This is a genomic window from Marinobacter sp., from assembly GCF_048266785.1.
GTDB lineage: Bacteria > Pseudomonadota > Gammaproteobacteria > Pseudomonadales > Oleiphilaceae > Marinobacter.
In genome coordinates this window covers 1-24,636 of record NZ_JBLWYX010000016.1, presented here as the reverse complement: position 1 = coordinate 24,636, position 24,636 = coordinate 1, and the positions used below count along the sequence as shown (strand labels likewise).

Here is a 24,636-nt window from a genome sequence, read left to right as displayed (position 1 = left end):
ATTTACGTTATGTTCTTTATGAGAAAGGAAAGAACATATTTCATGGAACACGGACAATGACGGACTTCTCCCGAGCCTCCTTACTCGCGCTGTTTAACGAGTATTGCCAGCAAACCGGGCTGGATTCCGCCACCATGCTCAAAGCCGCCAGGCTGCCAACCCGGCAGTCATACCGGCTCATGGGTGGCCCTAATGAGTTCTCGACAGAAAAATGCGAAAGATTGCCGGGCAATAAACCCGTGTTCAGTTTTGAACAGGCCATGCAGGAACTGGCGGACGAGTTCGAACGGCCATCCCGGCCATCGAAAAAAAGCGTGAAATCATGACATCGTGGAAACACGGCGCTCCTACGAAACGTTTGAACGGGCTGTTTAAACGTCCACGCTCACTACCCTGGTCAATTAGTACCCTCGGGCCCTTTAGCGCACACTCTTAACACTTCAGGGCTGATATCCAGCTCAATGTCCGCTGCGATGTTTACCAATTTGAACTGGCTCCAGGGAACTGCTATCGATGAGCTCTCCGTATCCACCTCATGGGTAACAAGCGCCAACCTGACGTACTCTATACGACCGTTATGAGGATTGAGCACAATGTCGTGGATGTACCCCAAAACCTCGCCTTCACAATTTTTGACGGCGCTATTGAGTAACCGGCTCAACTCAACACTTGCAAGTTTGTGTGGCATAACACTCCCGCGCTTGTTTCTGACACTTTTCGGCAGCAGCTACCCTATTCAGCACCAGCTACCCTGCGTGTAAAATTTCATGCAGATTATGAGCCAAGGGCTAACAGGCCTTACGAGAAAGCGGCGCGCTTAAACATCGAAACGAGGGAAAGTACGATTTTTTGCCCAGTTTTCCGGGATGACCGGCTCTACATGTCGTATTCCTTGAGCCGGTTGTAAAGTGTTTTCAAACTGATCCCAAGCTCTTTGGCAGCGATTGTCTTGTTACCGTTATGGTAGCGCAGCGTCGCTATTATTATATTCCGCTCCACATCATCAAGTGTCCGACCGACCGGAAGTCGCAGATAGTCCATGCCTATGGGCTGTTCAGATATAAAATTGTCGGGCAAATCGTCCACCGAGATTTCGTTACCCGCCAGCAAAAAAGCTCTTATTACAACATTTCGCAACTCACGTACGTTTCCGGGCCAGCCGTAGATGCGGAATACATCCAACACTTCGTCAGAAAATTCCTTTTTGATCTTAGTGATTTCACACTGCTCGTAAAGGAATGCCTTAGCCAGACGTACGACATCTTCGCCACGCGCACGCAAAGGAGGAACCTCCAATGAAAACTGGGCTGCGCGATAATAAAGATCCTGGCGAAGCAGACCTTCCTGTATAGCTTCCTTCAGGTCTCTGTTGCTTGAGGCAATGATGCGGACATCGCATGATTGCGACCGCTCTGCGCCCACAGGCTGAAATGTCTGGGACTCCAGCACTCGCAACAATTTTACCTGCAAATCCTGTTTCATCTCAGTTAATTCATCGAGAAACAGCGTGCCACCCTCGGCTTGTTTAAAAAGCCCATTATGGGCGCTGGCAGCCCCGGTGAAAGCACCTTTTACGTGGCCAAACAGTTCACTTTCAGCCAGATCAGGCGCAATTGCTCCACAGTTGACCGCAACAAAAGGACAATGACTTCGCGGAGAAAGTGCATGAATGGTACGGGCAACCAGATCTTTACCCGTACCGCTTTCACCACTCAAAAAAACGGAAATGTCGGCCGGCGCAACCTTGCGCAAGGTTTTGTACAGGTGTTCCATCGGCGGAGACTCTCCGATCAAAAGTCCGCGCCCACTTTGGTGTACGGTTTTGTCGCGGCTATTTTCGCAACTAATCTCCTGTTTATATTGTTGGAGCGCCGCCGCCAGCCTATTTAGCTGACTCGGGTACACGAAAATATCCCGAGCCCCCACGCGCATGCCTTCAGCGGCCTGAACATAAGAAGGAGCGCTGCTCATGAGAAATATCTGGGTAACGTCGGCAACATTGGAGTGAGCCAAAAACGTAAGAAGCCTGGCCCGGCTACTAACGTCTTCTCCATCCAGATTGATCAACAACACTTCGGGACGCGCGCTGAGAATTATGTCTCGCGCTTGCTCGGTGTCACTAACCGATTCAACGGAAAAGTCATGGGCTCTGAAGATCTCACTAGTCTGCGTGAGCCTTTCCGGATTATTATCAACCACCAATGCATGAGGCACAGGTTTTTCCTTATCCCAGTGGCCTGATAAAGGAGAGCACCAGACCATCGCTCGCAAACTTTACGAAGTGGCAGGTCAGGAGCAGTGCCAATGTTTCACCAGCCGACACAGCTCCCGCTCAGTACTGCGGACAATCAACTTCCAATTTTCGAGCCACAGCTACACCCTGGATGATTACAGCCTTTTCCTTCCGAACATTTCTGGCAACAAAATATTCCAGCTGCAGTTTTTACGTGGTTTTTATCATCGGCAACTTTGCAGCTGCAATCATTATGGGCGCATTGATCGGTGCCATCGGCCTTTACGTTAGCCATAACTGCTCCTCCCCATATTCACAAGTTAAGATTAAGCCCTTCCAGACTTGGCCCTTACCATGCCTACATTCAAACCATAGTAGGTATTAGCGAGATCGCGCTGATATGGGCAGGAAAAAACATTACAAAAAAGCATGAGGGATATATTTTTGCGCATGAACGCAAAAGATCCTTGTTTCGGTAAAAATGACATGACACTTTGTAGCTTTTACACAAACACCTTTGCCAAAACCAAAAAAAGAGCCACCTGCGTCGGGGGGGGGGCTCTGCCGTAGTCATAGAGTTTGAGTACCATGACCAATGGTGGCTTTTACCAACTCCTGTTGCTCGCGCGTGGAGCAATGTGCCACAACGCTCCACTTCCCCGAATCCGTGGCCATACGTGTTTTTTCTATTAAACGGTCATGATCCGGTCGCAGGGCTACTGCGCCCGCTAGAAGCAGAGCCAGTATCGGGCCCAAGAAACCCAATGCGATAAACGTCATTACAGGACTTGATCGCGTCAATGCTGGCCCCACCATAACCAGCACCGCGGCGATCACTAACCCAGCTACCAAGCCTGCCAAGCCGAACGTCACATGTGCTTTAACCAGAGACTGCGCGATCCCCTTTGTTTCAGGCTCAATCTTGCGGGCCAAATCCGGGTCGTTTGGCTGGATAACCCGGATTTGCCCATGCGGTATCCCAGCGAGTTCCAGCGACTCAGCCGCACGGTACGCCGCCACCTGGCTGTCGAATTCTGAACTGATTTTATGGGAATAGTGCTCTCCCGACACTGCATCGTCTTCAAACATGGGGATACCTCCATCAACGTTTTATTCGTGACTGATATGAAGTGACCAGCAAAATATGTACCGCGCTGCGATTGACCAGTTCAGCCAGGTGCATAACCCTCGCAAGCAGTTGGCACGGGCAGTGCTTTCGGTGTAAGTAAGCCGGTCGGGCATATATGGCCGGCGATCGTAAATCGTAAGTCAGGAGACCGACATGAACAAAGACATTGCAGATGGGAAATGGCAACAGATGAAAGGAAAGATACAACAAAAGTGGGGCGACCTTACCGACGATGATCTGGATAGGATAAACGGCCAACGGGAGGAGTTTGCCGGCGTTATGAAGGAACGCTACGGTAAAAGCAAGGAAGAGGCTGACCAGGAATTCGACAAATTGCGTGATAGCGATATCTGATTGCCAGTCAGCTAGCTGCTGGGGGCATTGCGAAAATGCAATCGCTCCCAGCAACAGCAGCATTCAAAGTACTGCAAAACTGCACTATTTAACGCCCCAGTAATCAAAATCGTCTCTCGCCTTTTAAATATCTGACAGTAAATATAAGAGCGAGCATCAGCGCAACAAATCGTTACTCTGTGTAAAAATAACCCGGTGCTTTGTAAGTTTTACAAAATCACCTGTATCAAAACATGAAAATGAAGATATATTTCCGTCAGTTTCTACTGTATTCAAAGCGTTTGTAGGCAGCGGTCGAGAGTGGTTTTTGCCAGCTGCCGTTGCGCCCGGGTAGAGCAATGCGCCACAACACCCCAACAGTCTGAATCCGCAGTGGTACGCGTTTTTTCTATTAATAGTCCATGGTCCGGCCGCAGGGTTACTGCACCGGCCAGAAGAACAGCAACTAGCGGATATGTGAAGCCCAAAGCGATAAAAGTCATCATAGGGCTCGATCGAACCACGGCCAGACCGATGGTAACCAGCATCGCAGCGATCGCCAACCCGACCATCAAGCCCAATAGCCCAAGCATCACATTCATACATAGCTGCACCTCCGCTAACGTCCTGGTCGTAGGTATCATAAAGTTGAGCGCAAGATGTGTACCACCCACGACGACGCTTCACGTTATTAACATACCGGGACCCGTATTTGTGTGGCACAAAAGTTGCTGCTACCCAATAACGTCAACTTGCAAAAGCAGCTGACGAAACAGACACCATTTGGGAGATCAGCTATGAAAAGCTATATAGCACTAATCGCAGGACTCGCCTTGGCAGGAGCTTCGGTTGTATATGCAGCTGATGACGAAAAGATGAAGTCCGACGACAAAGCAACCACCAGCGAGCAGCACAGCTCACAAGGTAAGTTGAGTTCCATGGATCCGGATAAACTTGAGGGCATGAACATTCACAACGACTCGAAAGAAGAAATCGGAGATATTGACGAAATCGTAAAAGATAAGTCTGGTCGGCACATGGCCGTCATCGGCCTCAAAAACAGTATGAAAGAAGTGGCCGTGCCACTGGATACGCTTTCAATGTCCAGTGACGGCGAAACGTTAACCACCAGTATGAGCCAGGAGGAATTGCTGGCGCTGCCGGATTACGACCCCATGGATATGGAAAGCGCAGATGATTGAGTGAACGTCTTCGCACGTCAGTAGGTCCCGGTTACCCCGCGTCGACAGAATTCCTGTATTTGGATGGCGCGGTTTATCGACACGAAACACAGGGCCTGCGCAGATACGGCAGGCCTGATCTCCCAAGTCAGAGCCAGGCTATTCCATAGCAGGGGGGCAAAATGGAGCCATCATTCGGTTACAGCAAATCCGCCTGCAAACGTTCAGGCAAACTGAGGGGTTGCGTCGCTCTTATAACGGGCGCAGACAACGGTATAGGGCGTGCGATCGCCGTAGCTTACGCAAGAGAAGGCGCAAATATCGCCTTTACGTACCAGAAGGGATATACAGACGCCGCAGTGACGGCGGACATGATCCGCGACTCGCGAACCTCAATGATGGCTCTTAAAATGGATCAAACCAAGCGCCATGCCTGTGAGGATGTCATACGCCAAGTCGTTGAAACCTTCGGTCACATCGATATCCTCGTAAACAATACGGCCTACCAGCAAACCTACAGCGCACTTGAAGAGCTTGCGGACGATGAACTGGAACGCATTTCAAACACCAGTATTGCCGATACAGTTGAGTTCTGTCGCGCAGCATTAAAGCACCTTCCTCCGGGTGGCAGCATCATCAACACGACGTCTATTGAGGCCGTCAAACCAAGCAATAGTCTCGCGCCGTATGCTGCGGCCAAAGCTACTCTTGCCAACTTCACTGCGACCCTTGCAAAAGAAGCTCTTGGAAGAGGCGTTAAAGTGAACGGTGTTGCGCCTTATCTGGCAAAGAAACCATTAATACCTTCCAATTTCCCGACCGATAACGTCCCACATTTTGGCGCAAACACTCTTTTCGACCGAACTGCTCAGCCGGCGGAAGTGGCGCCGATTTTCGTGCTCCTTGCCTACAGGGCCGCCAGTTTCTTTACTGGTGAAATATATGACATGACCCGTGACCAATTCCGTAAGAGCCTGACCCTTTCGAGGAATATAGCCCGCAGGTTTCAGACCAAATTATAAAGGAACACAATCGCGATACCCGCTGGCGTTACAAACTTCAGCACCACCATAAAGGCTTTGAACGCACCGCTTTTCAAACCTATATCCTCAGCAAGCCCTTCGCGTCGGATTACCCAACCTGCAAACAGTGCAATCGCAAGACCACCTAAAGGCATCATGACGTTGGAAACCAGAAAGTCGAGCAGGTCGAATACTGTTTTGCCTTCAAAAAAACCGATGAAGCCCAAGGGATGCACATCGCTCCACAGGTTGAAGGACAGCACTGTGCCAATACCAATAAACCAGGCAGCAAGCCCGCCGCCCACGGCGCTTTTGACGCGGCTTGCGCCCTTGTGCTCCTCCAGCCATTCGACAACCGGCTCCAACATGGAGATGGCCGACGTAATGGCCGCCACCAGCAGCAACGCAAAGAAGATAGCGCCAAACACAATACCGCCGCCCATCTGACCGAAGGCCAGCGGCAGGGTCACAAAAATTAACCCCGGCCCTGCTCCGGCTTCAAGGCCGTTGGCAAACACCAGAGGGAAAATTGCCAGCCCCGCAAGCAATGCCACACTGGTGTCCAGCACCGCAATGGTCATGGCAGTTTTGGCAATGTTGATGTTTTTGGGCAGGTAGGAACCGTAGGCCATCAGTACGCCGATACCAATACTGAGCGTAAACGCCGCATGACCAAGTGCGACCAGAACGCCTTCGGTTGTCAGGCGGCTGAAATCCGGTGAAAACATGAAGCTCACAGCACGGCCAAAGCTGCCGCTGTTCATGGCATAGAACACCATTACTATGAGCAGCAAAAACAGCAATGGCATTAGCATGTTGACTGCTTTTTCCAGGCCAGAACGAATGCCACGGCCAACGATAAACACAACAATGGCCATAAAGACCGTGTGCCAGAGCAGCAATTCCCAGGGATTCGCCAGCAGATTGTTGAACTGCCCACCGATGGCTTCTGCATCAGCGCCAACGAACATCCCGATCGCCGCCTTGCCAATGTAAACCAGCGCCCAGCCCCCGATCACAGCATAGAAGGAAAGCACCAGAAAAGAAGCCACTACACCGTTCCATCCGATGATACGCCAGCCTTTGGATGTGCCCTCGGTTTTGGTGAGTGTGCGCATGGTTGCAATGGGGCTTTGACCACCCCGGCGACCAATCATTATCTCTGCAATAAGAACCGGCACTCCGATCAGGAAAATACAGGCGAGGTACACCAGTACAAAAGCACCGCCACCGTTTTCACCGGTGATGTAGGGGAATTTCCAGATGTTGCCAAGCCCGACGGCCGAGCCGGCTGCGGCCAGAATAAAGGCCATTTTGGAGGTCCAGAGGCTACTGGCCTGCTGGTGGGGATGAACCGTCTCACTCATTGCGTTCTCCGAATAGTTGTTTTTGTCGGATCGTCATAATGTAAAGCCTCTGTAAAAGAGGCTCTGATTTAATGCTATTCAAGGGATAACTGGCCGCTACATAACGCTGTGTATCGCGCTGGCAACTTGCGGCAATACACGGTCATTCAGGCCTGCCACGTTCACCCGGCTGCTTTCCAGCATGTAAATTCCGTGCTCTTCACGCAGCCGGCGAACCTGTTCCGGCGTTATGCCCAGAAACGAGAACATACCCCGCTGCCGTGCGATAAAGCTGAAGTCGCCCACAGGCGCCAGCGCATCTGCAAAAGCATGCCGCAGGCTGAGGATTCGCGCGCACATGCCGCCCAGCTCAAGCTGCCATTCGGCGCGCAATACGTCGTCACCCAGAATGATTTCGACGATGGCGGCACCATGTGCCGGCGGCATGGAATAGTGAGAACGAACAACGCTCAGTAACTGGCTGGTTGCCGCCTTATTAATGGCCTCGGTGGCCGAGATCAACATCAGGGCTCCCGTGCGCTCCCGGTACAGGCCAAAATTCTTGGAACAGGACGCAGCAACAATCATCTCTGGCACCTCGCTTGCCAGATAGCGCAGGCCAGCGGCATCTTCCTCGAGGCCCTCGCCGAGGCCCTGATACGCCATGTCCACAAAGGGCAACAGCCCTTTGCGCTGGATCAATTGGGTAACGGCCTGCCATTGATCGAACGTAAGGTCAGCGCCGGAGGGGTTGTGGCAGCATCCGTGAAGCAGCACGACATCCCCCGTTTTGGCACTTTCCAGGGTGTCGAGCATGGCGGAGAAATCTACCGTCAAGGTCTCGCGATTGAGATAGGGATATTCGCGTATGCTCAGGCCGGCGCCGCCCAGCAATGGCATGTGGTTTGCCCATGTGGGGGTACTGACCCAGACTGTCGTCTCCGGCTGGCACAGCCGCAAAAACTCAGCTGCCATGCGCAGTGCCCCACAACCACCCGGTGTCTGAATTACCGAGGTGCGGCCATCGCGGATCAGACTGTTGCTGTCGCCCAGAATAAGGCGCGCCATGGACTCATTGAAGCCTGCGGCCCCGGCTGGCCCCACATAACTCTTGGAAGTTTCACCTTCAAGCAGGCGCCGTTCGGCTTCATGCACCGCAGCCATGATGGGTGTATGACCGGCGCCATCCTTGTAGACCCCAACCCCTAGATCAACCTTGTCTGGCCGATTATCGTCGCGGAACGCTTGCATCAGGTGAAGGATCGGGTCCTGAGGTAACTGTTTTAGCGCCTCAAACATGATCTGCCTCCTTGTTTTCTGCCTGACTGGTTCGAATCAGTGTCGGCCGGCCCGTATCCAGAGCTTTGATCAGCTGTGAATGTTTGTCCTGAACAGCTTCGGCAGCCTGCTCACGCACCGGACCATAACCCCGAACCTCACTGGCCAGTTCCGCCAGCTGCAGGAAGGTGTCGTAATTGCTGGCATCCAGCTCACTGACAATGCGCTCCACCAGTTGCTGGTAGTCTTTCAGCTGGGCGCGGTCCATTTTCCTGTCGGCGGAATAGCTGAACGGATCGACAGGCGTGCCACGCAGCACCCGGAATTTTGCCAGCAGCTTGAATACCCGGAACATCCAGGGGCCAAACTGACGCTTCCTGGGCCGTCCCTGGGCGTCTGTGCCACGGTTCATGATGGGCGGCGCCAGATGGAAGTGAACCTTGAAATCGCCTTCGAAGGTGTTGTTCACTTCCTTCATGAAGTCGGTTTCCGCGAACAGGCGAGCCACTTCGTATTCGTCCTTGAACGCCATAAACCGGTATAACTGCTGCGCCACAGCGCGAGTCAGTAACTGGTTGGTCTCACCCAGACTGTCCTCTGCTTTACGCACCTGCTTAACCATGTCCGTATAGCGATCGGCCCAGCGACGGTTCTGATAGTTCACCAGATGCTTGTGACGAACGTTAATCAGCTCGTCCAGACCCGGTTCCACTTTCACTTCTTCTACTCTCGCCTCGCCGGTATTCAGCAGGTCGGTGATCACCTTCACGTCAGTCGCCGCGATGCGCCCCCAACCGAAGGCCTCCTTGTTGCGCTCGACTGCAACACCATTCAGCTCAATGGCTTTCATCAGCGCAGCCAGTGAAAGCGGCAACAGCCCTCGCTGCCAGGCAAAGCCCAGCATCATCACGTTGGAAAACACGGTATCGCCCAACAGCTTCTCGGCAATGCCGTTGGCATCCATTCGTGCAAAGTTGGTGTCGCCAACGGCGTTACGGATCAGATCAAGACGCTTTTCTGACTGCATGTCCGCGTCTCGGAAAAGCACATAATCCCCGGTGGGCAGCTCGGCCTCGTTGGCGACCACGCGAGTGTGATCCGGGCGCAGAACGCTCAACGCCTTCTGGGAGGACGCAACCACCAGATCGCAGGCGATCACTGCATCTGCCTGGCCGTTACTGATACGAACCTGGTGCAGTTTGTCCGGAGAGGGCGCCATGCGAACGTAACTGAGAACCGTACCGCCCTTCTGGGCGAAGCCGGTGAAATCCAGAACTGATGTACCTTTAGCCTCAAGGTGCGCCGCCATGGTAATAAGCTGACCCACGGTTACTACGCCTGTGCCACCAACGCCACCCACCAGCACATCGTATGAGCCTGTGAGTTCTGGCAGAGCTGGGTCCGGAATATCCGTCAGTTTGCCCGTGAGCACAGAGCCGGTATCCATACCCCGGGATTTGCGCAGCTGGCCACCCTCAATGGTGACAAAGCTTGGGCAAAAGCCGTTGACGCAGGAGAAATCCTTGTTACAGGAAGACTGGTCAATCTTGCGCTTGCGGCCCAGCTCGGTCTGGCGTGGCACCACAGAAAGGCAGTTCGACTGCACGGAACAGTCGCCGCAACCTTCGCATACATGATGGTTGATAAACGCCCGCTTGGCGGGATCCGGGTACAGGTTGCGCTTGCGCCTACGACGCTTCTCAGCGGCACAGGTCTGGTCATAAATCAGTACCGTGCAGCCAGGAATATCGCGCAGTTCTCTTTGCACCTTGTCCAGCTCCGTGCGGTCGTGGAAGCTCACATCATCCGGGAACAATTTCTTATGGCCATCATACTTTTCCGGCTCATCACTGAGCACCACAACCCGGCGCACGCCCTCGGCTGCGACCTGCTGCGCAATCATGGGCACGGTAATCTGGCCATCCACCGGCTGACCGCCGGTCATGGCCACCGCGTCATTGAACAGAATCTTGTAGGTAATATTGATGCCGGCCGCGACCGCCTGGCGAATCGCCATGGACCCGGAATGGAAATAGGTGCCCTCCCCCAGGTTCTGGAACACGTGGGGATTACCGGTGTAACGGCTCTTGCCAATCCAGTTGACCCCTTCACCACCCATCTGGATCAGCGATTCCGTATTGCGGCCCATCCAGGACGCCATAAAGTGACAACCGATCCCGGCCAGAGCTTTACTGCCTTCCGGCACTTTGGTGGAGGTATTGTGAGGGCAACCCGAACAGAAATACGGCAGGCGCTTTACGCCACCCGGATCCTGAGCATTGCTCATACTGTTGATGGCCATCAGGCGTTCGTTGTAGTCCTCACCGAAGAAGCGACCAAGGCGAGCGGCCAGAAAACCGGCTACTAATTTTGGGCTCAGTTCACCTACGTAGGGAATCAGGGGCCGGCCCAGCTCATCCTGTTTACCGGTAATCAGAACCTCGCCGGGGTGATCCGGCTCCGACATGGCTTCCTTGATCTGGCTCTCGATAATGCCCCGCTTTTCTTCGATAACCAGCACTTCTTCCTTGTTGTGAACAAAGTTCAGAATGCCCCGACGCTCAATCGGCCACACCAGGCCCACTTTGTAGATATCCAGCCCCATCTCACGGGCCCGATCTTCATCAATGCCCAGCAGATCAAGCGCTTCGAGCAGGTCCAGGTGGCCCTTACCGGTGGTGACAATGCCGAAGCGCGCCTCGGTATTATTGAACAGGCAGCGATCAATGGGATTGGCGCGTGCAAAGGCCTGCACAGCCGCCAGCTTGTGTTCAATACGGGTTTCCAGCTGCGGGCCAGGCAGATCCGGCCATCGATAATGAAGGCCGGTTTCCGGTGGCGTGAAATCATCGGGGGTGACGAAATCCGGCAGCGGCGGCAACTCCACCGACGCAGCACTTTCCACCGTTTCAGAAACTGCTTTAAAGCCCACCCAACAGCCGCTGTAACGAGACAATGCAATGCCCCAGAGACCAAACTCCAGATACTCAGCAATGTTGGCCGGGTTGATTGTGGGCATGAAAAAGCTCATGAACGCCACATCAGACTGGTGGGGCATGGAGGACGACACACAGCCATGGTCGTCGCCAGCAACAACCAGCACGCCTCCGTGGGGGGAACTGCCGTATGTGGTGCCATGCTTCAGCGCATCGCCAGCACGATCAACACCAGGGCCTTTGCCGTACCAGATCCCGAATACGCCATCCACCTGGCGGTCTTCATCGGTTTCTACCTGCTGGGTTCCCAGCATGATGGTCGCCGCGAGGTCCTCGTTAATGGCAGGCACGAAATCAATACGGTTTTCATCAAGATATTTTTGCGCCTGCCACAGGGCTAGGTCGTAAGCTCCCAAAGGCGAGCCCCGGTAGCCACTCACCATCCCGGCCGTGTTGAGCCCCAGCTTGCGATCCAGCGCAGCCTGCATCAGAGGTATGCGCACCAGCGCCTGGGTTCCCGTGAGAAACACCCGCCCTGAATCCCGTAGGTAGCGATCTTCAAGCTTGTAATTGTCGAGTTGTGAGATGTCGGTGGACATGACGCCCTCCTTTTTTGTCGATTTTATGACCGAAATTCTAGAGGTTAGTTCGCACAAGGTGCTTGCTTATTGGATGGGAGTTTTTACTGTTTGCACACGAATCTTTGATAAATGACAATAGAACTGAAGATTCTTTGATAAAAAGCAGGTGTTACTAAATGAAACAGGTAGGACTCGATAAACTCGACCAGCGCATTCTTGCGATACTGCAACGGGATGGCCGAATCAGTAACCAGCATCTGGCAGAGCAGGTTGGTTTATCACCAGCAGCCTGCTGGCGGCGGGTAAGATCGCTTGAGGACACCGGCATCGTCACAGGCTATAGCGCGCAACTTGCCCCGGAACGCATCGGCCAGGGGTTGTGCGTACTGATCAACCTGTCCCTTCAGCGGCACACCATAGACAGCACTGCGGAGATCGAGCAGCAGGTGAGCAGTTACCCGGAGGTGCTGCAATGCTTCGCGGTGACCGGCAATGCCGATTTTGTATTACGAGTGATTGTGCCAAATATGGCCAGCTACGACCGTTTTCTCAACCAAAAGATATTCACCTTGCAAGGCATCGCACAAGTGAACTCCAACTTCGTGCTGCGGGAGATCAAGAATACCCAGTCAATCCCTCTGGGAGGCGCTACATAACTCCGCGTTGGCGCTGAAGCCGAAGTAGTACAGCGGCAACGAGGGCTATGAACAACCCCGAAAGCCCAAACGACAAACCAAAGCCACTCACACTGAGAATTGCACCGAACATAAGCGGTGCCACGAAGTGAACAGCCCGATTGGCCATCAGGCGCATACCCAGCGCCCCGGACCTCTGTTCCCGCTCCACACTCTCAGCCAGAACCACCATTGACAGGGGTTGCGTGAGCCCACCTCCCAACCCCACCAGAATCGACAAGAGAGCAATCACAGGCGCATTGCCTGCGAACCCCATGCAGGCCAAGCCTACCGACACAGTACACAGGGCCAGAGTTGTTGCCTTTTCGCGCCCGCCAACGGTATGAATAATCCGGGGAATAAACGGCCGTATCACCATGGAAACGCCCGATCTCAGACTGACCAGCACGCCGATCATCACCGCGCTCATTTCCAGACTGTCCAGGTAAACGGGCAGGTAACTGCCGTAAACGCCCAGAGCAAACATACCCGCCACGGTAATGGCGATGGATACCTGAACGCCGTTATTGTGGCGTATCAGCGAAGCCTGAGCCCGAAACCCGGTCTGCTTGCCGGTAACCGACATGCCTAACGTTGCATCACCCGTCAGTGCCATCCCGGACAGCCCTCCCAGCAAAGCAATGCCGGCCATAACCAGAAACAGGTTGTCGACGCCGCCTGCCCAATGAATCCAGCCGCCCGCCAGCAAGGGGCCAACCACCTGCCCTCCAGACAACCAGGTGGCATACCAGCCAAAATAGCTTTCCAGTTTAGGTCCGGTCGCCAACGACGAGATGATAGTCTGGGCCGACAACACCATCTGAAGGTGTGCCAGGCCAATTAAAAGCTGGCCGCCGATAAGCCCGTAATAGCCGGGCAACACCTGCATAAGCAGCAGGCCTGCAGTCATCACGAACGCGCCGGCCACCAGTGTAATCCGGCCTCCGTGGCGCGCCACCACGCCGCCCAGAGGAATGGCCAGTAAAAAGGGAAGCAGATACTGGGAGCTAAGAATGACACCCAGCATCAGCGGTGAAGCACCGAGTTCAAGCCCGTATACCGGCACGGTTACGAGCAGCATCGAGTAGACGACGAAGCAAAATGTGAGCGATACACAAACGGCTACGAAGTTCTGACCGGCTTCATCAGCCGGTCGTCTCAGGGCGTTTTTCAGGGTCGGTCGTTTAATAGGTCACCGGGCAGCAGCTGTGAGGAATCCACCAACCCGCAGTTTATTACTTCTGGATCAATATTTCAGAGCGTCGTTGCTCCGCTTCATGGTCGCCACAACCGAACCAGCAACCACCAGAAGCGCAGCAAGGGGCAAGCGCCAGTCCGGAGCCGCAACGCCGGCAATCACCAGAAAGGTGGCTGCCAGAACGGGCACGCCATAGGCCAGACTGCCCACCAGCGCTGCCGGCCCGGTACGGAGTGCCAGGTCCCATGCCACCATGGCAAGCCCATAAGGCCCTACACCAAGCGCAACACCGGCAATAAGCGCAAGGCTTGATGGCAACCCGAAAGCGCTGCCAGAAAGAATATCAGCAATTGCAGCGCCCACTGCCGCCAGCAAAAAAAGCCCGGGCATCAAGGGTGCAATCGCGACAGGCGCAGCCTGGCAGATCCACGAATACAAAGCCCAGCAGCAACCCGCCATCAGCGCCAACGCGTAACCTGCCATGTATTGCGAAAACGCCTCACCTCCCGCCTCCGGAGACAGCAAGACCACTGCGCCAGAAAACGCGATGAGGGCGCCACACAAAACAGGAAGCGGGAGCCGCCGATGAAAAAGCCACTGACTGATGACAATAAACATTACCGGCCAAGTGTAAGTTATCAGTGCGGCTTCTGCAGTCGGAGCCATGCCAACACCCGAAAGATAGCCACCGATGGCTCCGAGTATCAGAGCCGGCACCAGACCATAAATCGTCAGTTTCCACTTCAGGGAAACCGATGCCTGAATCGCTTGGTCACCACGATTACGCCGCTTACGAATGCTCATCGGCAAGGCCACTATGGCGCCACTGATTAACGCAATGGTGGTGAGCTGGAACGGCGGTACCGAACTGGCAATATCCACCAGCAGGGGCGCACCTGCCCAGAGCACAACGGCAAAAAGCGCGGCGATAATACTGATAAAAAGTGGGCGGGAGGGGCTTGTTAATGTGCGCACCGTCGTAACTCCTGTTGCTGTGGGTGAATTGGATTCGACAGCTACAGGCTATACACTAATCACTCATCACAAAATCAATTGTTTTTGATAGTAAACATCACAAGGATTGATGCATTGAGAAACCGGATACTCGATCTGAACATGCTCCTGACCCTGGTGACTATTGCAGATACCGGAACTGTAACAGCAGCAGCGGAGAGGCTGGCCTACACACAGTCCACAGTGAGCATGCAGTTAAACCGTCTGGAAGCAGCGCTCGGCGTTCCACTGCATGAAAAAGATGGGCGTCGCATCCGGTTTACGGCCGAAGGCCAGAAGCTGGTGGGTTACGCCAGAAAAATACTGAAACTCAACAACGAAGCTGTTGATGACGTGCAACAACGCCAGGTTTCCGGAGAACTGAACCTTGGCATCCCTGAGGATTATGCCTTCTTGCTGACCTCAGTGCTGTCTCACTTCAACCGGCAGTTCCCGGCGGTGCAGTTGCAGGTTACCTGCCGATCAAGCGTTGAGTTGGTAAAGCAAGTGCAGGCAGGAAACATGGACCTGGCCGTGGTGACACGCCAGGCGCGTTCACCTGGTGGTGAAGTCATCCGGCGTGAGCCTCTGATGTGGGCTGTCGGCGCCAATGCCCAGCCATCGTTGACCGACCCGATTCCTCTGGCGTTCTACTCACCGGGGGCAGATGTATTCCGCGACGTTGCCGAACAGGCATTAACAAACGCCGGGCGGGATTGGCGAATGGCCTATTCGAGCCAGTCCATGACCGGCCTGATGCCAGTGGTCGCAGCAGGGTTGGCGGTGGCTGTCATTACTCGCAATATGCTCACACCCCAATTGAGAGTGCTGGATGAGCGCAACGGTATGCCCGCACTGCAGTACGTCGAGATAGCTCTGCACCGCCCCCCCGGCCGGCCTTCAGAGCCTGCGAAGCAATTGGCCGAGCTGATTCGTAGCCATTTGTCGACGGAGGAGGAACGGCCAGACCTATCCTGGCGCCCGTGACAAGGCACTCAGGCAAAAGGTGAAGGTGCGGCCTTGAACTCCTCATACAGCTGTGGATAGTCCTCTTTAAGTCGCGCCAGGTTGGCTTGTGCGCCATCCGGCAGCATCTTGAGCAGTCGGTTCTGTTCTTCTTCGGTCAGCTGTTCACGAAAGAACGGAAACAGCAGTTCACGCTCCGCGCGCAAGTAAGCGAGATGGGCATCGAGATAAGCTTTGAGATCGTCTGCAAAACGATCCATGGGCACCACGGCATCCAGCAAAATCATATCAATATTTTCGGAAAGCAGGTCCAAACGCTCTCGCAAGGCCTGGTAATCCTCGGCCAGCTGTTGACCCACTTCGCCGGCCTTGAAATTTTTGGCCACCTGATGCTCGCTGTAAAGGCGCTCCAGCGGCTTGACGAAAGCATTCATGTAATCGAGGATGTAGTCCACAACCTCGCGTATCAGATGAAAGTCCGGTCGCTCGCCCTGCGCCAGGGACTCGTGCCTGAGCAAGAGTACGTGCAGCAACCGCGCCATATTGGCGTGATCGTGGCGCACTTGGTTGAGTGTAGCCATGTGAAAACCTCCTGTACGAGTGGATGGACCATATCGTGGTTATCCCGCCTGGCTTTATATTGAATCGTTCATTACTAGAATACCAGAGCTCGGGCAAGCTCGATCACCGGCATCGGATAAAGCCCCAGCAGTATCACCAACCCGGCAACAACAAGCACCACCAGTCCCCCGGCCCGCGTGCCCCAGTCATCCGATGCGTCACGACGCTGCATTCCCGGTGCAACCAGAAACAGCGTAATTGTGACTCTCAGGTAATAGTAAAGCCCAATGGCGCTACCAAGAATAATACCGCCCACCAGCCACCAGCGCTGTGCGTCAACCCCCAGGGCAATGAGATAGAACTTGCCGATGAAGCCTACGGTCGCGGGAATACCGGCCAGCGATAGCATTGCAACGGTCAGCACGGCGGTCAGATAAGGGCGCCGCCAGAAAAGACCGCGATAATAGTGCAGCGCGGCCGCGTCTTCGCCACCGGCACTACTCGAAATCAGGATGACCACGCCAAATGCTGCCAGTGTGCTCAACACATAGGTTATCAGATAAACCCCTGTCGTTTCCGCCGCCAGACCGTCCGCGACCACCAACACAATAAGGAGATAACCGAAGTGAGCAATAGACGAGTAACCGAGAATACGCTTGAGGTTAGACTGGGTCAGCGCCAGCAAATTGCCCACCAGCATGCTGGCCAACGCCAACCCGGTGAGCACCCAACGCAGCCAATCACCCTGCGCGATTGGCGTCGACAGCATCAGCCGCAGCAACAATGCGAATACCGCCACCTTGCTGGCAGTGGCCAGAAAGGTCGTGGCCGGCCCAGGGCCACCCTCGTAAACGTCCGGAGTCCATAAATGAAACGGCACCACCGAAAGCTTGAAACCCAGCCCCACCAGCATCAAGCCAATGCCCGCCAGGCCCCAGATGCCCAGACCCTCATTCAGACCTGCCATCAGAACATCGATCCGTAACTCACCGGTCTGCGCATAGAGCAGCGCCATACCAAACAATAAAAAAGCGCTGGCAACGGCGGAAAGAACCAGATACTTGATGCCGGCCTCCAAAGAGCGTTGTTCATGAAAAGCGTAGGCCAGCATTCCATAGAGCGGCATGGATAACAGCTCCAGACCAATAAACAGACTGGCCAGGTGCCGACTCGCCGCCAGTACCAGCCCCCCCACCGCCGCACACAGCAGCAGCACATAGAACTCTTCGCGGGCGCCGTGAAAGGACTCGAGGTAAGCATGGGACAGGATTGCGCAGACCAGGGTCGACGCCAGGATCAAAAGCCCGGCCAATACTGCGAGGCCATCGAAGTCGAGCAGCGGCGTCTGGACGGGAATCACGCGCCAGGCAAATGCCTGAGCGATCAGCGCCAACACCAGACCCAGTGTGCTGGCGGCAACCGTTACGGTGTGTTCGCGGCGCCAGGCGATGCCAAGCATCACCGCAATCGCCGTCGCGGCCACCAGAATCATGGGCAGATAGGCGACAAGCGCTGCAAAGGGCATCAGCGGGCCTCCTGCGCGAGTGTGTTGGCTGCATCCGACCCGGCATGAACTTCCGACACTGCGGTGCCGGAGGGCTCAAACAACCGATGCACCTCACTCATCGTGGCTTCTGTGGTATCAAGTAGCGGTTGCGGGTATACGCCAAGCCATATCAGCAGGACAACGATGCTCAGCATCATGGCAAACTCGCGGGTATCAAGCCCCTTCAGGGGTGTCTCGCTGCTTGGCGGGCCATAGTGTACGCGCTGCATCAGGATCAGCGAATAAACCGCCGCCAGCACCAGGCCAAAGCTGGCGATCACCACCACCCAGGGTGCCGTGGCAAAAGTGCCGAACAGCACCATGAACTCACCGACGAAGTTGGCCGTAATCGGTATGCCCAGCGATGCGGCTATAAAGAACAGCCAGAACCCGGGCAGACTACCTAATCGACTCCACAGACCGCCCATCTTGCCAAGCTCCCGGGTATGCAGGCGCTCGTACAACTGTCCGCTGAGGATAAACAAACCCGCAGCGGAAAAGGCATGAGCCAGCATCAACACCACCACACCCTGCAAGGCCAACGCAGAGCCGGAATAGATTCCGATCAGCACAAATCCCATGTGGGCGATACTGGTATAGGCGATGAAGCGCTTGACGTTCTGCTGCCCGCAGGCCAGCACCGCACCGTAATAGATACCGACTAGCCCAAGCCCCATGGCGATGGGCGCGAATGCTTGAGAGGCTTCTGGAAACAGCGGCAAGGCAAAACGCATCATGCCGTAGGCGGCGGTCTTGAGCAGAATGCCCGCCAGATCCACACTGCCGGCAGTCGGTGCCTGAGCATGGGCATCCGGCAGCCAGCCGTGCAGCGGCACCACCGGCAACTTGACCGCAAAGGCGATAAAGAACCCCAGCATCAACCAGTGGGAAAGCGTGGGCGACAGCGTCGTCTCCAACAGCACTTGATAACTGAAAGAATACTCACCGGTGCTGGCGTGGTGGGCGAACACCAGCCCCAGAATAGAGACCAGCATCAGCAGCCCGCTGGCCTGGGTATAGATGAAGAACTTGGTAGCCGCGCCGATGCGGGTTCTGCCCTTTGAACCGCTATGGCCCCACAGGGCTATCAGGAAGTACATTGGCACCAGCATCAGCTCCCAGAAGAAGAAGAACAGAAACAGATCGATGGCCAGAAACACCCCCGTGACGCCAGCGAGAATCCATAGCAGGTTGAGGTGGAAGAAGCCAATTCTTCGCACGATTTCGTTCCATGAACACAGCACCGCCAATACGCCGAGAAAGGCGGTCAGGGCGATCAGTACCAGCGACAGGCCATCCAGGGCAAGATGAAAGTCGATACCAAAACGCTCGATCCAGGTCACCCGATACTCCAGCGCCCACTGGGTCGCAGTGCCATCGAGCGCCGGCAACTGGAAATCGAGCCGCACCCACAGCCACAGCGAGATCAACAACTCGATCAGCATAGTGGCAAGTGCGATCCAGCGCGTCGGCCTGTCGCCAAGCCGCTCCATTTGCCAGCACAAGAGCCCCCCGATGAAAGGGATCACAATTAGCCACACCAGTATCATAAACGTTGTAACTCCTTGTCCGGGTTTCGCATATTCCCTAAAACATCAGCACCAGGCTCAGCAGAATCAGCGTAGCCCCTACCACCATGGTGGCAGCATAGTCGCGCAGCTTGCCGGTCTGAGTTCGGGAAAGCCCGAAATGCATGGCGCGCAGGGTTTGGGCAATCAATCGAAAGAAAGCGTCGAACAGATCGCCTTTCAGCACACGCACCAGGCCACGATAGGGCCGCACCAGCAGCCAGTCGAAAGCCATGTCGAAGCCCCAGGCCAGATGCCACCAGGCCCACAGCCCGGCACCAACTCCCTGCCGAGTGATCTGCGCCAGCCAGTCGCGTCTGACCACAAACAACCAGGCCCCCAGACCAAGACCGATCAACGCCGTGGCCGAAGCGATCAGTTCAAGCGTGGTATGTCCCACTTCCACGCCCTCGCCGGGGCCGGCAGGCAGCACCCCGCTCAGCGGCGGCGTAATCCAGGCGCCTAACAGCGTCGAGAGCAGCGCGAGGATCACCAGTGGCAGGCCGTGGGCCAGGCCTCGCCCCGCCTTCGCCTGACGGGCGCCATCACTTTTCATCTCACCATGGAAAATGCCAATGATCAGCCGCACGGTGTACAACGAGGTCAGGAAAGCGCCAACCAGACCGGCGATCATCAAGCCTTGACGGTCTGCCGCCAGCGCCTGCCAGAGAATCTCATCCTTGCTGTAGAAGCCCGCAGTGACCAGCGGCAAGGCCATCAGGGCCGCACCGCCGACGATAAAACCCAGGTAGGCCAGAGGCAGCGTGCGCCACAGCCCACCCAGGCGACGCATGTCCTGTTCGTGATGACAACTGACGATAACAGCCCCGGCAGACAGGAACAGCAATGCCTTGAAGAAAGCATGGATCATCAAGTGGAAGATCGCTGCGTCGAAGGCGCCAACGCCCAGTGCCAGAAACATATAGCCAATCTGGCTCATGGTGGAATAAGCCAGCACCCGCTTGATGTCGGTCTGGGCCAGGGCCGCGAAGCCGGCCATCAGCAGCGTCACAGCGCCGATCAGACCCGTCAGGTAAAGCGCCGTGGGCGCCAACTCAAACACCCCGTGCATGCGCGCGATCAAATAAACCCCGGCGGTAACCATGGTCGCAGCGTGGATCAGCGCCGACACCGGCGTAGGGCCGGCCATGGCGTCGGCAAGCCAGGTATGCAGTGGCAGCTGGGCGGACTTGCCCACCGCTCCGCCGAGCAGTAACAATGCCGCAAGCTCTACCGTCGGATCACCGGCGCGCCACATCTGCGGTGCCAGAGAAAGGATTTCGGCAATGTCGAGGGTGCCGAGCTTAGCGAACAGCAGAAATATGCCGATGGCCAGGAACACATCGCCGATGCGGGTGATAATGAAGGCCTTGAACCCCGCCCAGCCGTTGGCGCTGTTTTGATAGTAGTAGCCGATCAGCAGATAGCTGCACATGCCGACCCCTTCCCAGCCCAGAAACAACAGCAGCAGATTGTCGCCAAGCACCAGCAGCACCATGCTGAACACGAACAGGTTCATGTAGGTATAAAAGCGCGTGATGCCTTCATCACCGCGCATGTACCAGGCGGCAAACAGGTGAATCAGAAAGCCCACGCCGGTGATGATGCCGAGCATGGTCAGGGACAGCCCGTCCAGGGCCAACCCGATGCTGGGCTGAAACTCGCCCACGGATATCCAGGTCCACAGTGTGACGATTTGAGGGGCGGTCTGGCGACCATCAGCAGCGCTATCGACAAAACCCATTGCCAGCAACGCCGTGACCAGAGCCGCGAGCCCCACGCTGCCTACCCCCACCAAGGCACTGGTACGGTAGCCAAACGTGCCCCGGGAAAAGGCCAGAATCAACGTTCCTGCCAAGGGCAGCAGGAACGTTAGCGGCAGCAGCAGCGCCGTCGAAGGTAGTGACGCCATGATTTCCATTATCCACGCATCCTGCTGACCGCATCGATATCCAGCGATTTGGAGCGCCGCTGAAGCTGAATCAACAGCGCCAGGCCGACGCTGGCCTCTGCCGCTGCCAGAGTGATCACCAACAGATACATGACCTGACCTTCCGGCTGCTGCCAACCCGCACCGGCAACGATAAAGGCAAGTCCGGCGGCGTTGAGCATGATCTCAAGACTCATCAGCACGAAGATCATGTTGCGCCTGAACATCAGCCCCGCCAGCCCCAGCGTGAACAGGATCGCCGCCAGCACCAGGCCGTGTTCCATGGGTACACCGTTCATGAAGCCTCCTTGCCAGTCTTTGAATCAGACCTTGGCTGGCGCCCTACATGGGTGGCGGTAACCAGCGCCGCCAGCAATAGCATGGCGCTCAGTTCTACCACCAGCAGCCAAGGGCCGAACAGAACCGTGCCGACCTGCTTGGCGCTCAGCATGTCACCCTGCATCAGCATACCCGCATCACCGCGCCACAGTGTAGCGATCAGCGTCAGTAGCAAGGCGGCCGCGAGCAGCGATGGCCCCAGCCAGGTGCGTGGCTGCAGCCAGATGCGCTCTTGCGCGACCGCCGCCTGGCCCAGGTTAAGCATCATCACCACAAATACGAACAGCACCATGATCGCTCCAGCGTAAACGATGACCTCGAGTGCCCCAGCAAAGGGCGCGCCCAGAGCAACGAACACCAAGGCCACTGCCAGCAACGACACCACCAGATACAGCACCCCATGCACCGGGTTGGTATTGCAGATAACGCCCAGAGTCGCCAGCACCGCGACCAGACCACTCAGGTAAAACGCAAACTCCATAGCCCTCTCCTTTTCCGGAAAAGCAACGTCAGGGAAGCAGTGTCGTGACCTCGATGGGCGCTTCCTCGACCTCTCCCTTGCCTTTGTCCTTGCCGGCGATGGCCAGGCCCGCCACTTTGTAGTAGTTGTAGTTGTGGTCCTTGCCCGGGCCGCTAATCAGCAGGTCATCCTTTTCATAGACCAACTCCTGGCGGCGGTATTCGCCCATCTCGAAGTCCGGAGTCAGCTGGATCGCCGAGGTCGGGCACGCCTCTTCGCACATGCCGCAGAAGATGCAGCGCGAGAAGTTGATGCGAAAGAATTCCGGGTACCAACGGCCGTCTTCCCGTTCGCCTTTCTGCAGCGAGATACAACCCACTGGACAGGCCACGGCGCACAGGTTGCAGGCCACGCAGCGTTCCTCGCCGTCCGGATCCCGGGTCAGCACAATGCGCCCGCGATAGCGCGGTGACAGATAGACGTCTTCTTCGGGGTAGTTGACGGTTTCGCGCTTGCGAAAGCCGTGCATAAAAACCAAGCCCAGGGTGCGCAATTGCGACCAGGTACCTTTCAAAAGCCCCTTGTACATGACAGTTGCTCCTTGTTGGCGATCCGTTCAAACGCTCTCTGCCCGTGTTTCAGTCCGGTATCCTGGATCAGTACGCTCAGCCCGGCGCGGCAAGCAATATCGCTGCGCCGGTCACCAGCAGGTTGATCAGCGTCAGCGGTAGACAGACAACCCAGCCAAAGGTCATCACCCGGTCGTAACGCGGCCGGGGCAGTGAGGCCCGCACCAGAATAAACAGCATCAAAAAGAAAGACGTTTTCAGGACAAACCAGACAATCGGCGGTAGCATTGGCCCGTGCCAGCCACCAAAAAACAAGGTGACGATCAGCGCCGAAACCAGCAGCATGCCAACGTATTCGCCGATAAAAAACATGCCGAATTTCATGCTGGAATATTCTACGTGGTAGCCATCCGCCAACTCCTGCTCTGCCTCCGGCTGATCAAAGGGATGCCGGTGAGTCACCGCGAATCCGGCGATAAGAAAGTTACAGAAGCCCAGAAACTGGGGCACGATGTACCATAGCTCCTGCTGGGCGTTGACGATCTCGCGCAGGTTGAAGGAGCCGGCCATGGCGACAACGCCCATCAGCGACAGGCCCATGAACACTTCATAAGAGATGGTCTGAGCCGAAGAGCGCATGGCGCCGATCAACGCGTACTTGTTGCCGCTGGACCAGCCTCCCAGCAGCACCGAATAGATATTGATGCCGGCCATGGCCAGGAAGAACAGCAGGCCGACATTCCAGTCCGCCACGCCCCAGCCCGGAGTGATGGGGATAATCATGAACGACAGCAGCAGCGAGGCCATGGCAATCGCCGGCGCCAGCACGAAAATCGTCCGATCGGCAAAGGGCGGCATCCAGTCTTCCTTGAAGAAGATCTTGATCATGTCGGCCATCAATTGCATGGAGCCGAAGGGACCGACCCTGTTGGGGCCGTAGCGATCCTGCCACCAACCCAGCAAGCGGCGCTCCACCACGGTAAGAATCGCACCTACCAGCACCGCTACCAGCAGAATCACCAGCGCCTGCAGCATGGCCATGATGATATCCATCAGCGCATCTCCTCATGGCTCGATGTAGCGCCCAACACTGCACCCGGTACTTCGAAGCGCGCCCAGTCGCCGCTGCTGACCTCGCTGGAAAGCCCGGCCGGCAGGGTCACCACGCCGCTCGGCAGGCACTGGTCGCAGCGCAGCGGCAGGGTTAGACGCGCCGTGGCGGTCACCAGCGTCAGCGACGCGCCGGACTCAAGCCCCAGCCGCGTGGCAGCGTCGCTGGATAAACCAATACTCGGCGCCTCACTTGGCACGCCCGCCCGTTCTTGGATGGGCGTAGAGCGGGCAGACGTTTCCTCGCCACCAAACAGCCGGGGCAACACCAGTAATTGCCAGCTGTCTTGGCGTGGCTCGAAGGCCGCGGGAATATCGTGGCCGTAATCGTAGGCGCCGGGACGCGGCATAACCAGACGCACACCAGGATCGCCGGCCCGCAGGTGTCCGCCCACTTCATCAGTAAACTTGTTCCAGGCCTGATGCGAGTTCCAGCCCGGCGCCCAGGCGAACGGCACTTCCTGAAGCGGCCGATCGAAGCCGCTGTAGCCCTCCATTGAAAAGGTGAAGGCTGTATCCGGGTCTTGGGGAGTACGTGGTTCGCTCACCGCGATGTTGGCGCGCATTGAGGTGCGTCCGCTGTAGCGGTGCGGTGCCCGGGCCAGCTTCACGCCTTCAGCCCGGAAGTCCGCCCCCCGGGCGGGGGGAACGGTGGCTGGCAGGGCCGGGACATCCCCGACACG

Annotated in this window: 23 protein-coding genes and 1 pseudogene; 6 read left to right on the top strand and 18 right to left on the bottom strand. The window is 56.1% G+C overall.

Annotation, left to right across the window (positions count from 1 at the left end):
• Positions 1-56 precede the first annotated feature (56 nt).
• Positions 57-326, top strand: coding sequence for a hypothetical protein (locus ACN0V1_RS17590; RefSeq protein WP_417546242.1), 270 nt, complete (start codon positions 57-59; stop codon positions 324-326).
• Between the two features lie 71 nt (positions 327-397).
• Here the strand turns inward: ACN0V1_RS17590 and ACN0V1_RS17585 are convergent, their stop codons facing one another.
• From ACN0V1_RS17585 to ACN0V1_RS17575, 3 genes are all read right to left on the bottom strand, one after another.
• Positions 398-688 carry a PRC-barrel domain-containing protein gene (locus tag ACN0V1_RS17585; protein WP_417546241.1) on the bottom strand — a complete coding sequence of 97 codons (291 nt, stop codon included), beginning with the start codon at positions 686-688 and terminating at the stop codon, positions 398-400.
• Between the two features lie 188 nt (positions 689-876).
• Positions 877-2,214, bottom strand: coding sequence for a sigma-54-dependent transcriptional regulator (locus ACN0V1_RS17580; protein WP_417546240.1), 1,338 nt, complete (start codon positions 2,212-2,214; stop codon positions 877-879).
• Positions 2,215-2,803: 589 nt separating this feature from the next.
• Positions 2,804-3,322, bottom strand: coding sequence for a hypothetical protein (locus ACN0V1_RS17575; protein ID WP_417546239.1), 519 nt, complete (start codon positions 3,320-3,322; stop codon positions 2,804-2,806).
• A gap of 193 nt (positions 3,323-3,515) precedes the next feature.
• Between ACN0V1_RS17575 and ACN0V1_RS17570 the strand changes: the two genes are divergently transcribed.
• Positions 3,516-3,716, top strand: a complete 201-nt coding sequence (locus ACN0V1_RS17570) for a CsbD family protein (RefSeq protein WP_144776218.1) — start codon at positions 3,516-3,518, stop codon at positions 3,714-3,716.
• A gap of 272 nt (positions 3,717-3,988) precedes the next feature.
• Here ACN0V1_RS17570 and ACN0V1_RS17565 read toward each other — a convergent pair whose 3' ends face one another.
• On the bottom strand, positions 3,989-4,297 hold the full coding sequence (locus tag ACN0V1_RS17565) for a hypothetical protein (protein ID WP_417546238.1): 309 nt from the start codon (positions 4,295-4,297) through the stop codon (positions 3,989-3,991).
• A gap of 195 nt (positions 4,298-4,492) precedes the next feature.
• On the opposite strand from ACN0V1_RS17565, the gene ACN0V1_RS17560 reads away from it, so the two are divergent.
• Together ACN0V1_RS17560 and ACN0V1_RS17555 are read left to right on the top strand one after the other, a co-directional pair.
• Positions 4,493-4,897 carry a hypothetical protein gene (locus tag ACN0V1_RS17560; protein WP_291952092.1) on the top strand — a complete coding sequence of 135 codons (405 nt, stop codon included), beginning with the start codon at positions 4,493-4,495 and terminating at the stop codon, positions 4,895-4,897.
• Positions 4,898-5,058: 161 nt separating this feature from the next.
• Positions 5,059-5,898, top strand: coding sequence for an SDR family oxidoreductase (locus ACN0V1_RS17555; RefSeq protein WP_417546237.1), 840 nt, complete (start codon positions 5,059-5,061; stop codon positions 5,896-5,898).
• Here ACN0V1_RS17555 and ACN0V1_RS17550 read toward each other — a convergent pair.
• The 3 genes from ACN0V1_RS17550 to ACN0V1_RS17540 all read right to left on the bottom strand — a co-directional run bounded on the left by ACN0V1_RS17550 (position 5,883) and on the right by ACN0V1_RS17540 (position 12,057).
• Complete coding sequence (locus ACN0V1_RS17550) at positions 5,883-7,265, bottom strand: sodium-dependent transporter (protein WP_417546236.1); 1,383 nt, start codon at positions 7,263-7,265, stop codon at positions 5,883-5,885. The genes ACN0V1_RS17555 and ACN0V1_RS17550 overlap by 16 nt on opposite strands.
• Positions 7,266-7,361: 96 nt before the next feature.
• Complete coding sequence (locus ACN0V1_RS17545; RefSeq protein ID WP_417546235.1) at positions 7,362-8,543, bottom strand: aromatic amino acid transaminase; 1,182 nt, start codon at positions 8,541-8,543, stop codon at positions 7,362-7,364.
• Positions 8,536-12,057 (bottom strand): indolepyruvate ferredoxin oxidoreductase family protein, encoded by a 3,522-nt coding sequence (locus tag ACN0V1_RS17540; protein WP_417546234.1) that lies wholly within the window; start codon positions 12,055-12,057, stop codon positions 8,536-8,538. The genes ACN0V1_RS17545 and ACN0V1_RS17540 overlap by 8 nt, the downstream gene beginning before the upstream one ends.
• A gap of 158 nt (positions 12,058-12,215) precedes the next feature.
• Between ACN0V1_RS17540 and ACN0V1_RS17535 the strand changes: the two genes are divergently transcribed.
• Positions 12,216-12,695, top strand: coding sequence for an Lrp/AsnC family transcriptional regulator (locus tag ACN0V1_RS17535; RefSeq protein WP_417546233.1), 480 nt, complete (start codon positions 12,216-12,218; stop codon positions 12,693-12,695).
• Here the strand turns inward: ACN0V1_RS17535 and ACN0V1_RS17530 are convergent.
• Both ACN0V1_RS17530 and ACN0V1_RS17525 read right to left on the bottom strand, forming a co-directional pair.
• Complete coding sequence (locus ACN0V1_RS17530) at positions 12,688-13,875, bottom strand: MFS transporter (protein ID WP_417546291.1); 1,188 nt, start codon at positions 13,873-13,875, stop codon at positions 12,688-12,690. The genes ACN0V1_RS17535 and ACN0V1_RS17530 overlap by 8 nt on opposite strands.
• 84 nt (positions 13,876-13,959) lie before the next feature.
• Positions 13,960-14,886: a DMT family transporter gene (locus tag ACN0V1_RS17525; protein WP_417546232.1), complete on the bottom strand. Its 927-nt coding sequence runs from the start codon at positions 14,884-14,886 to the stop codon at positions 13,960-13,962.
• A gap of 114 nt (positions 14,887-15,000) precedes the next feature.
• Between ACN0V1_RS17525 and ACN0V1_RS17520 the strand changes: the two genes are divergently transcribed.
• The gene (locus ACN0V1_RS17520; RefSeq protein ID WP_417546231.1) at positions 15,001-15,891 is read left to right on the top strand and encodes a LysR substrate-binding domain-containing protein; all 891 of its coding nucleotides are present in this window, start codon (positions 15,001-15,003) and stop codon (positions 15,889-15,891) included.
• Between the two features lie 8 nt (positions 15,892-15,899).
• Here the strand turns inward: ACN0V1_RS17520 and ACN0V1_RS17515 are convergent, their stop codons facing one another.
• The 9 genes and pseudogenes from ACN0V1_RS17515 to ACN0V1_RS17475 all read right to left on the bottom strand — a co-directional run.
• Positions 15,900-16,451, bottom strand: a complete 552-nt coding sequence (locus tag ACN0V1_RS17515) for a hemerythrin domain-containing protein (RefSeq protein ID WP_417546230.1) — start codon at positions 16,449-16,451, stop codon at positions 15,900-15,902.
• Between the two features lie 74 nt (positions 16,452-16,525).
• The gene (gene nuoN, locus ACN0V1_RS17510) at positions 16,526-17,956 is read right to left on the bottom strand and encodes an NADH-quinone oxidoreductase subunit NuoN (RefSeq protein ID WP_417546229.1); all 1,431 of its coding nucleotides are present in this window, start codon (positions 17,954-17,956) and stop codon (positions 16,526-16,528) included.
• The gene (gene nuoM, locus ACN0V1_RS17505; RefSeq protein WP_417546228.1) at positions 17,956-19,527 is read right to left on the bottom strand and encodes an NADH-quinone oxidoreductase subunit M; all 1,572 of its coding nucleotides are present in this window, start codon (positions 19,525-19,527) and stop codon (positions 17,956-17,958) included. Before nuoM ends, nuoN begins: the two co-directional genes overlap by 1 nt.
• A gap of 37 nt (positions 19,528-19,564) precedes the next feature.
• Positions 19,565-21,466, bottom strand: coding sequence for an NADH-quinone oxidoreductase subunit L (gene nuoL, locus ACN0V1_RS17500; protein ID WP_417546227.1), 1,902 nt, complete (start codon positions 21,464-21,466; stop codon positions 19,565-19,567).
• Entirely contained in the window at positions 21,466-21,774 is a 309-nt protein-coding gene (nuoK, locus tag ACN0V1_RS17495; protein WP_417546226.1) for an NADH-quinone oxidoreductase subunit NuoK, read from the bottom strand. The genes nuoL and nuoK overlap by 1 nt, the downstream gene beginning before the upstream one ends.
• Positions 21,771-22,295: an NADH-quinone oxidoreductase subunit J gene (gene nuoJ, locus ACN0V1_RS17490; RefSeq protein WP_417546225.1), complete on the bottom strand. Its 525-nt coding sequence runs from the start codon at positions 22,293-22,295 to the stop codon at positions 21,771-21,773. Before nuoJ ends, nuoK begins: the two co-directional genes overlap by 4 nt.
• Positions 22,296-22,323: 28 nt before the next feature.
• Positions 22,324-22,863 (bottom strand): NADH-quinone oxidoreductase subunit NuoI, encoded by a 540-nt coding sequence (gene nuoI / locus ACN0V1_RS17485; RefSeq protein WP_417546224.1) that lies wholly within the window; start codon positions 22,861-22,863, stop codon positions 22,324-22,326.
• Positions 22,864-22,939: 76 nt separating this feature from the next.
• Positions 22,940-23,884, bottom strand: a complete 945-nt coding sequence (gene nuoH / locus ACN0V1_RS17480; protein WP_417546223.1) for an NADH-quinone oxidoreductase subunit NuoH — start codon at positions 23,882-23,884, stop codon at positions 22,940-22,942.
• A gap of 11 nt (positions 23,885-23,895) precedes the next feature.
• A pseudogene (locus ACN0V1_RS17475) lies at positions 23,896-24,636 on the bottom strand (NADH-quinone oxidoreductase subunit G); the annotation flags it as partial.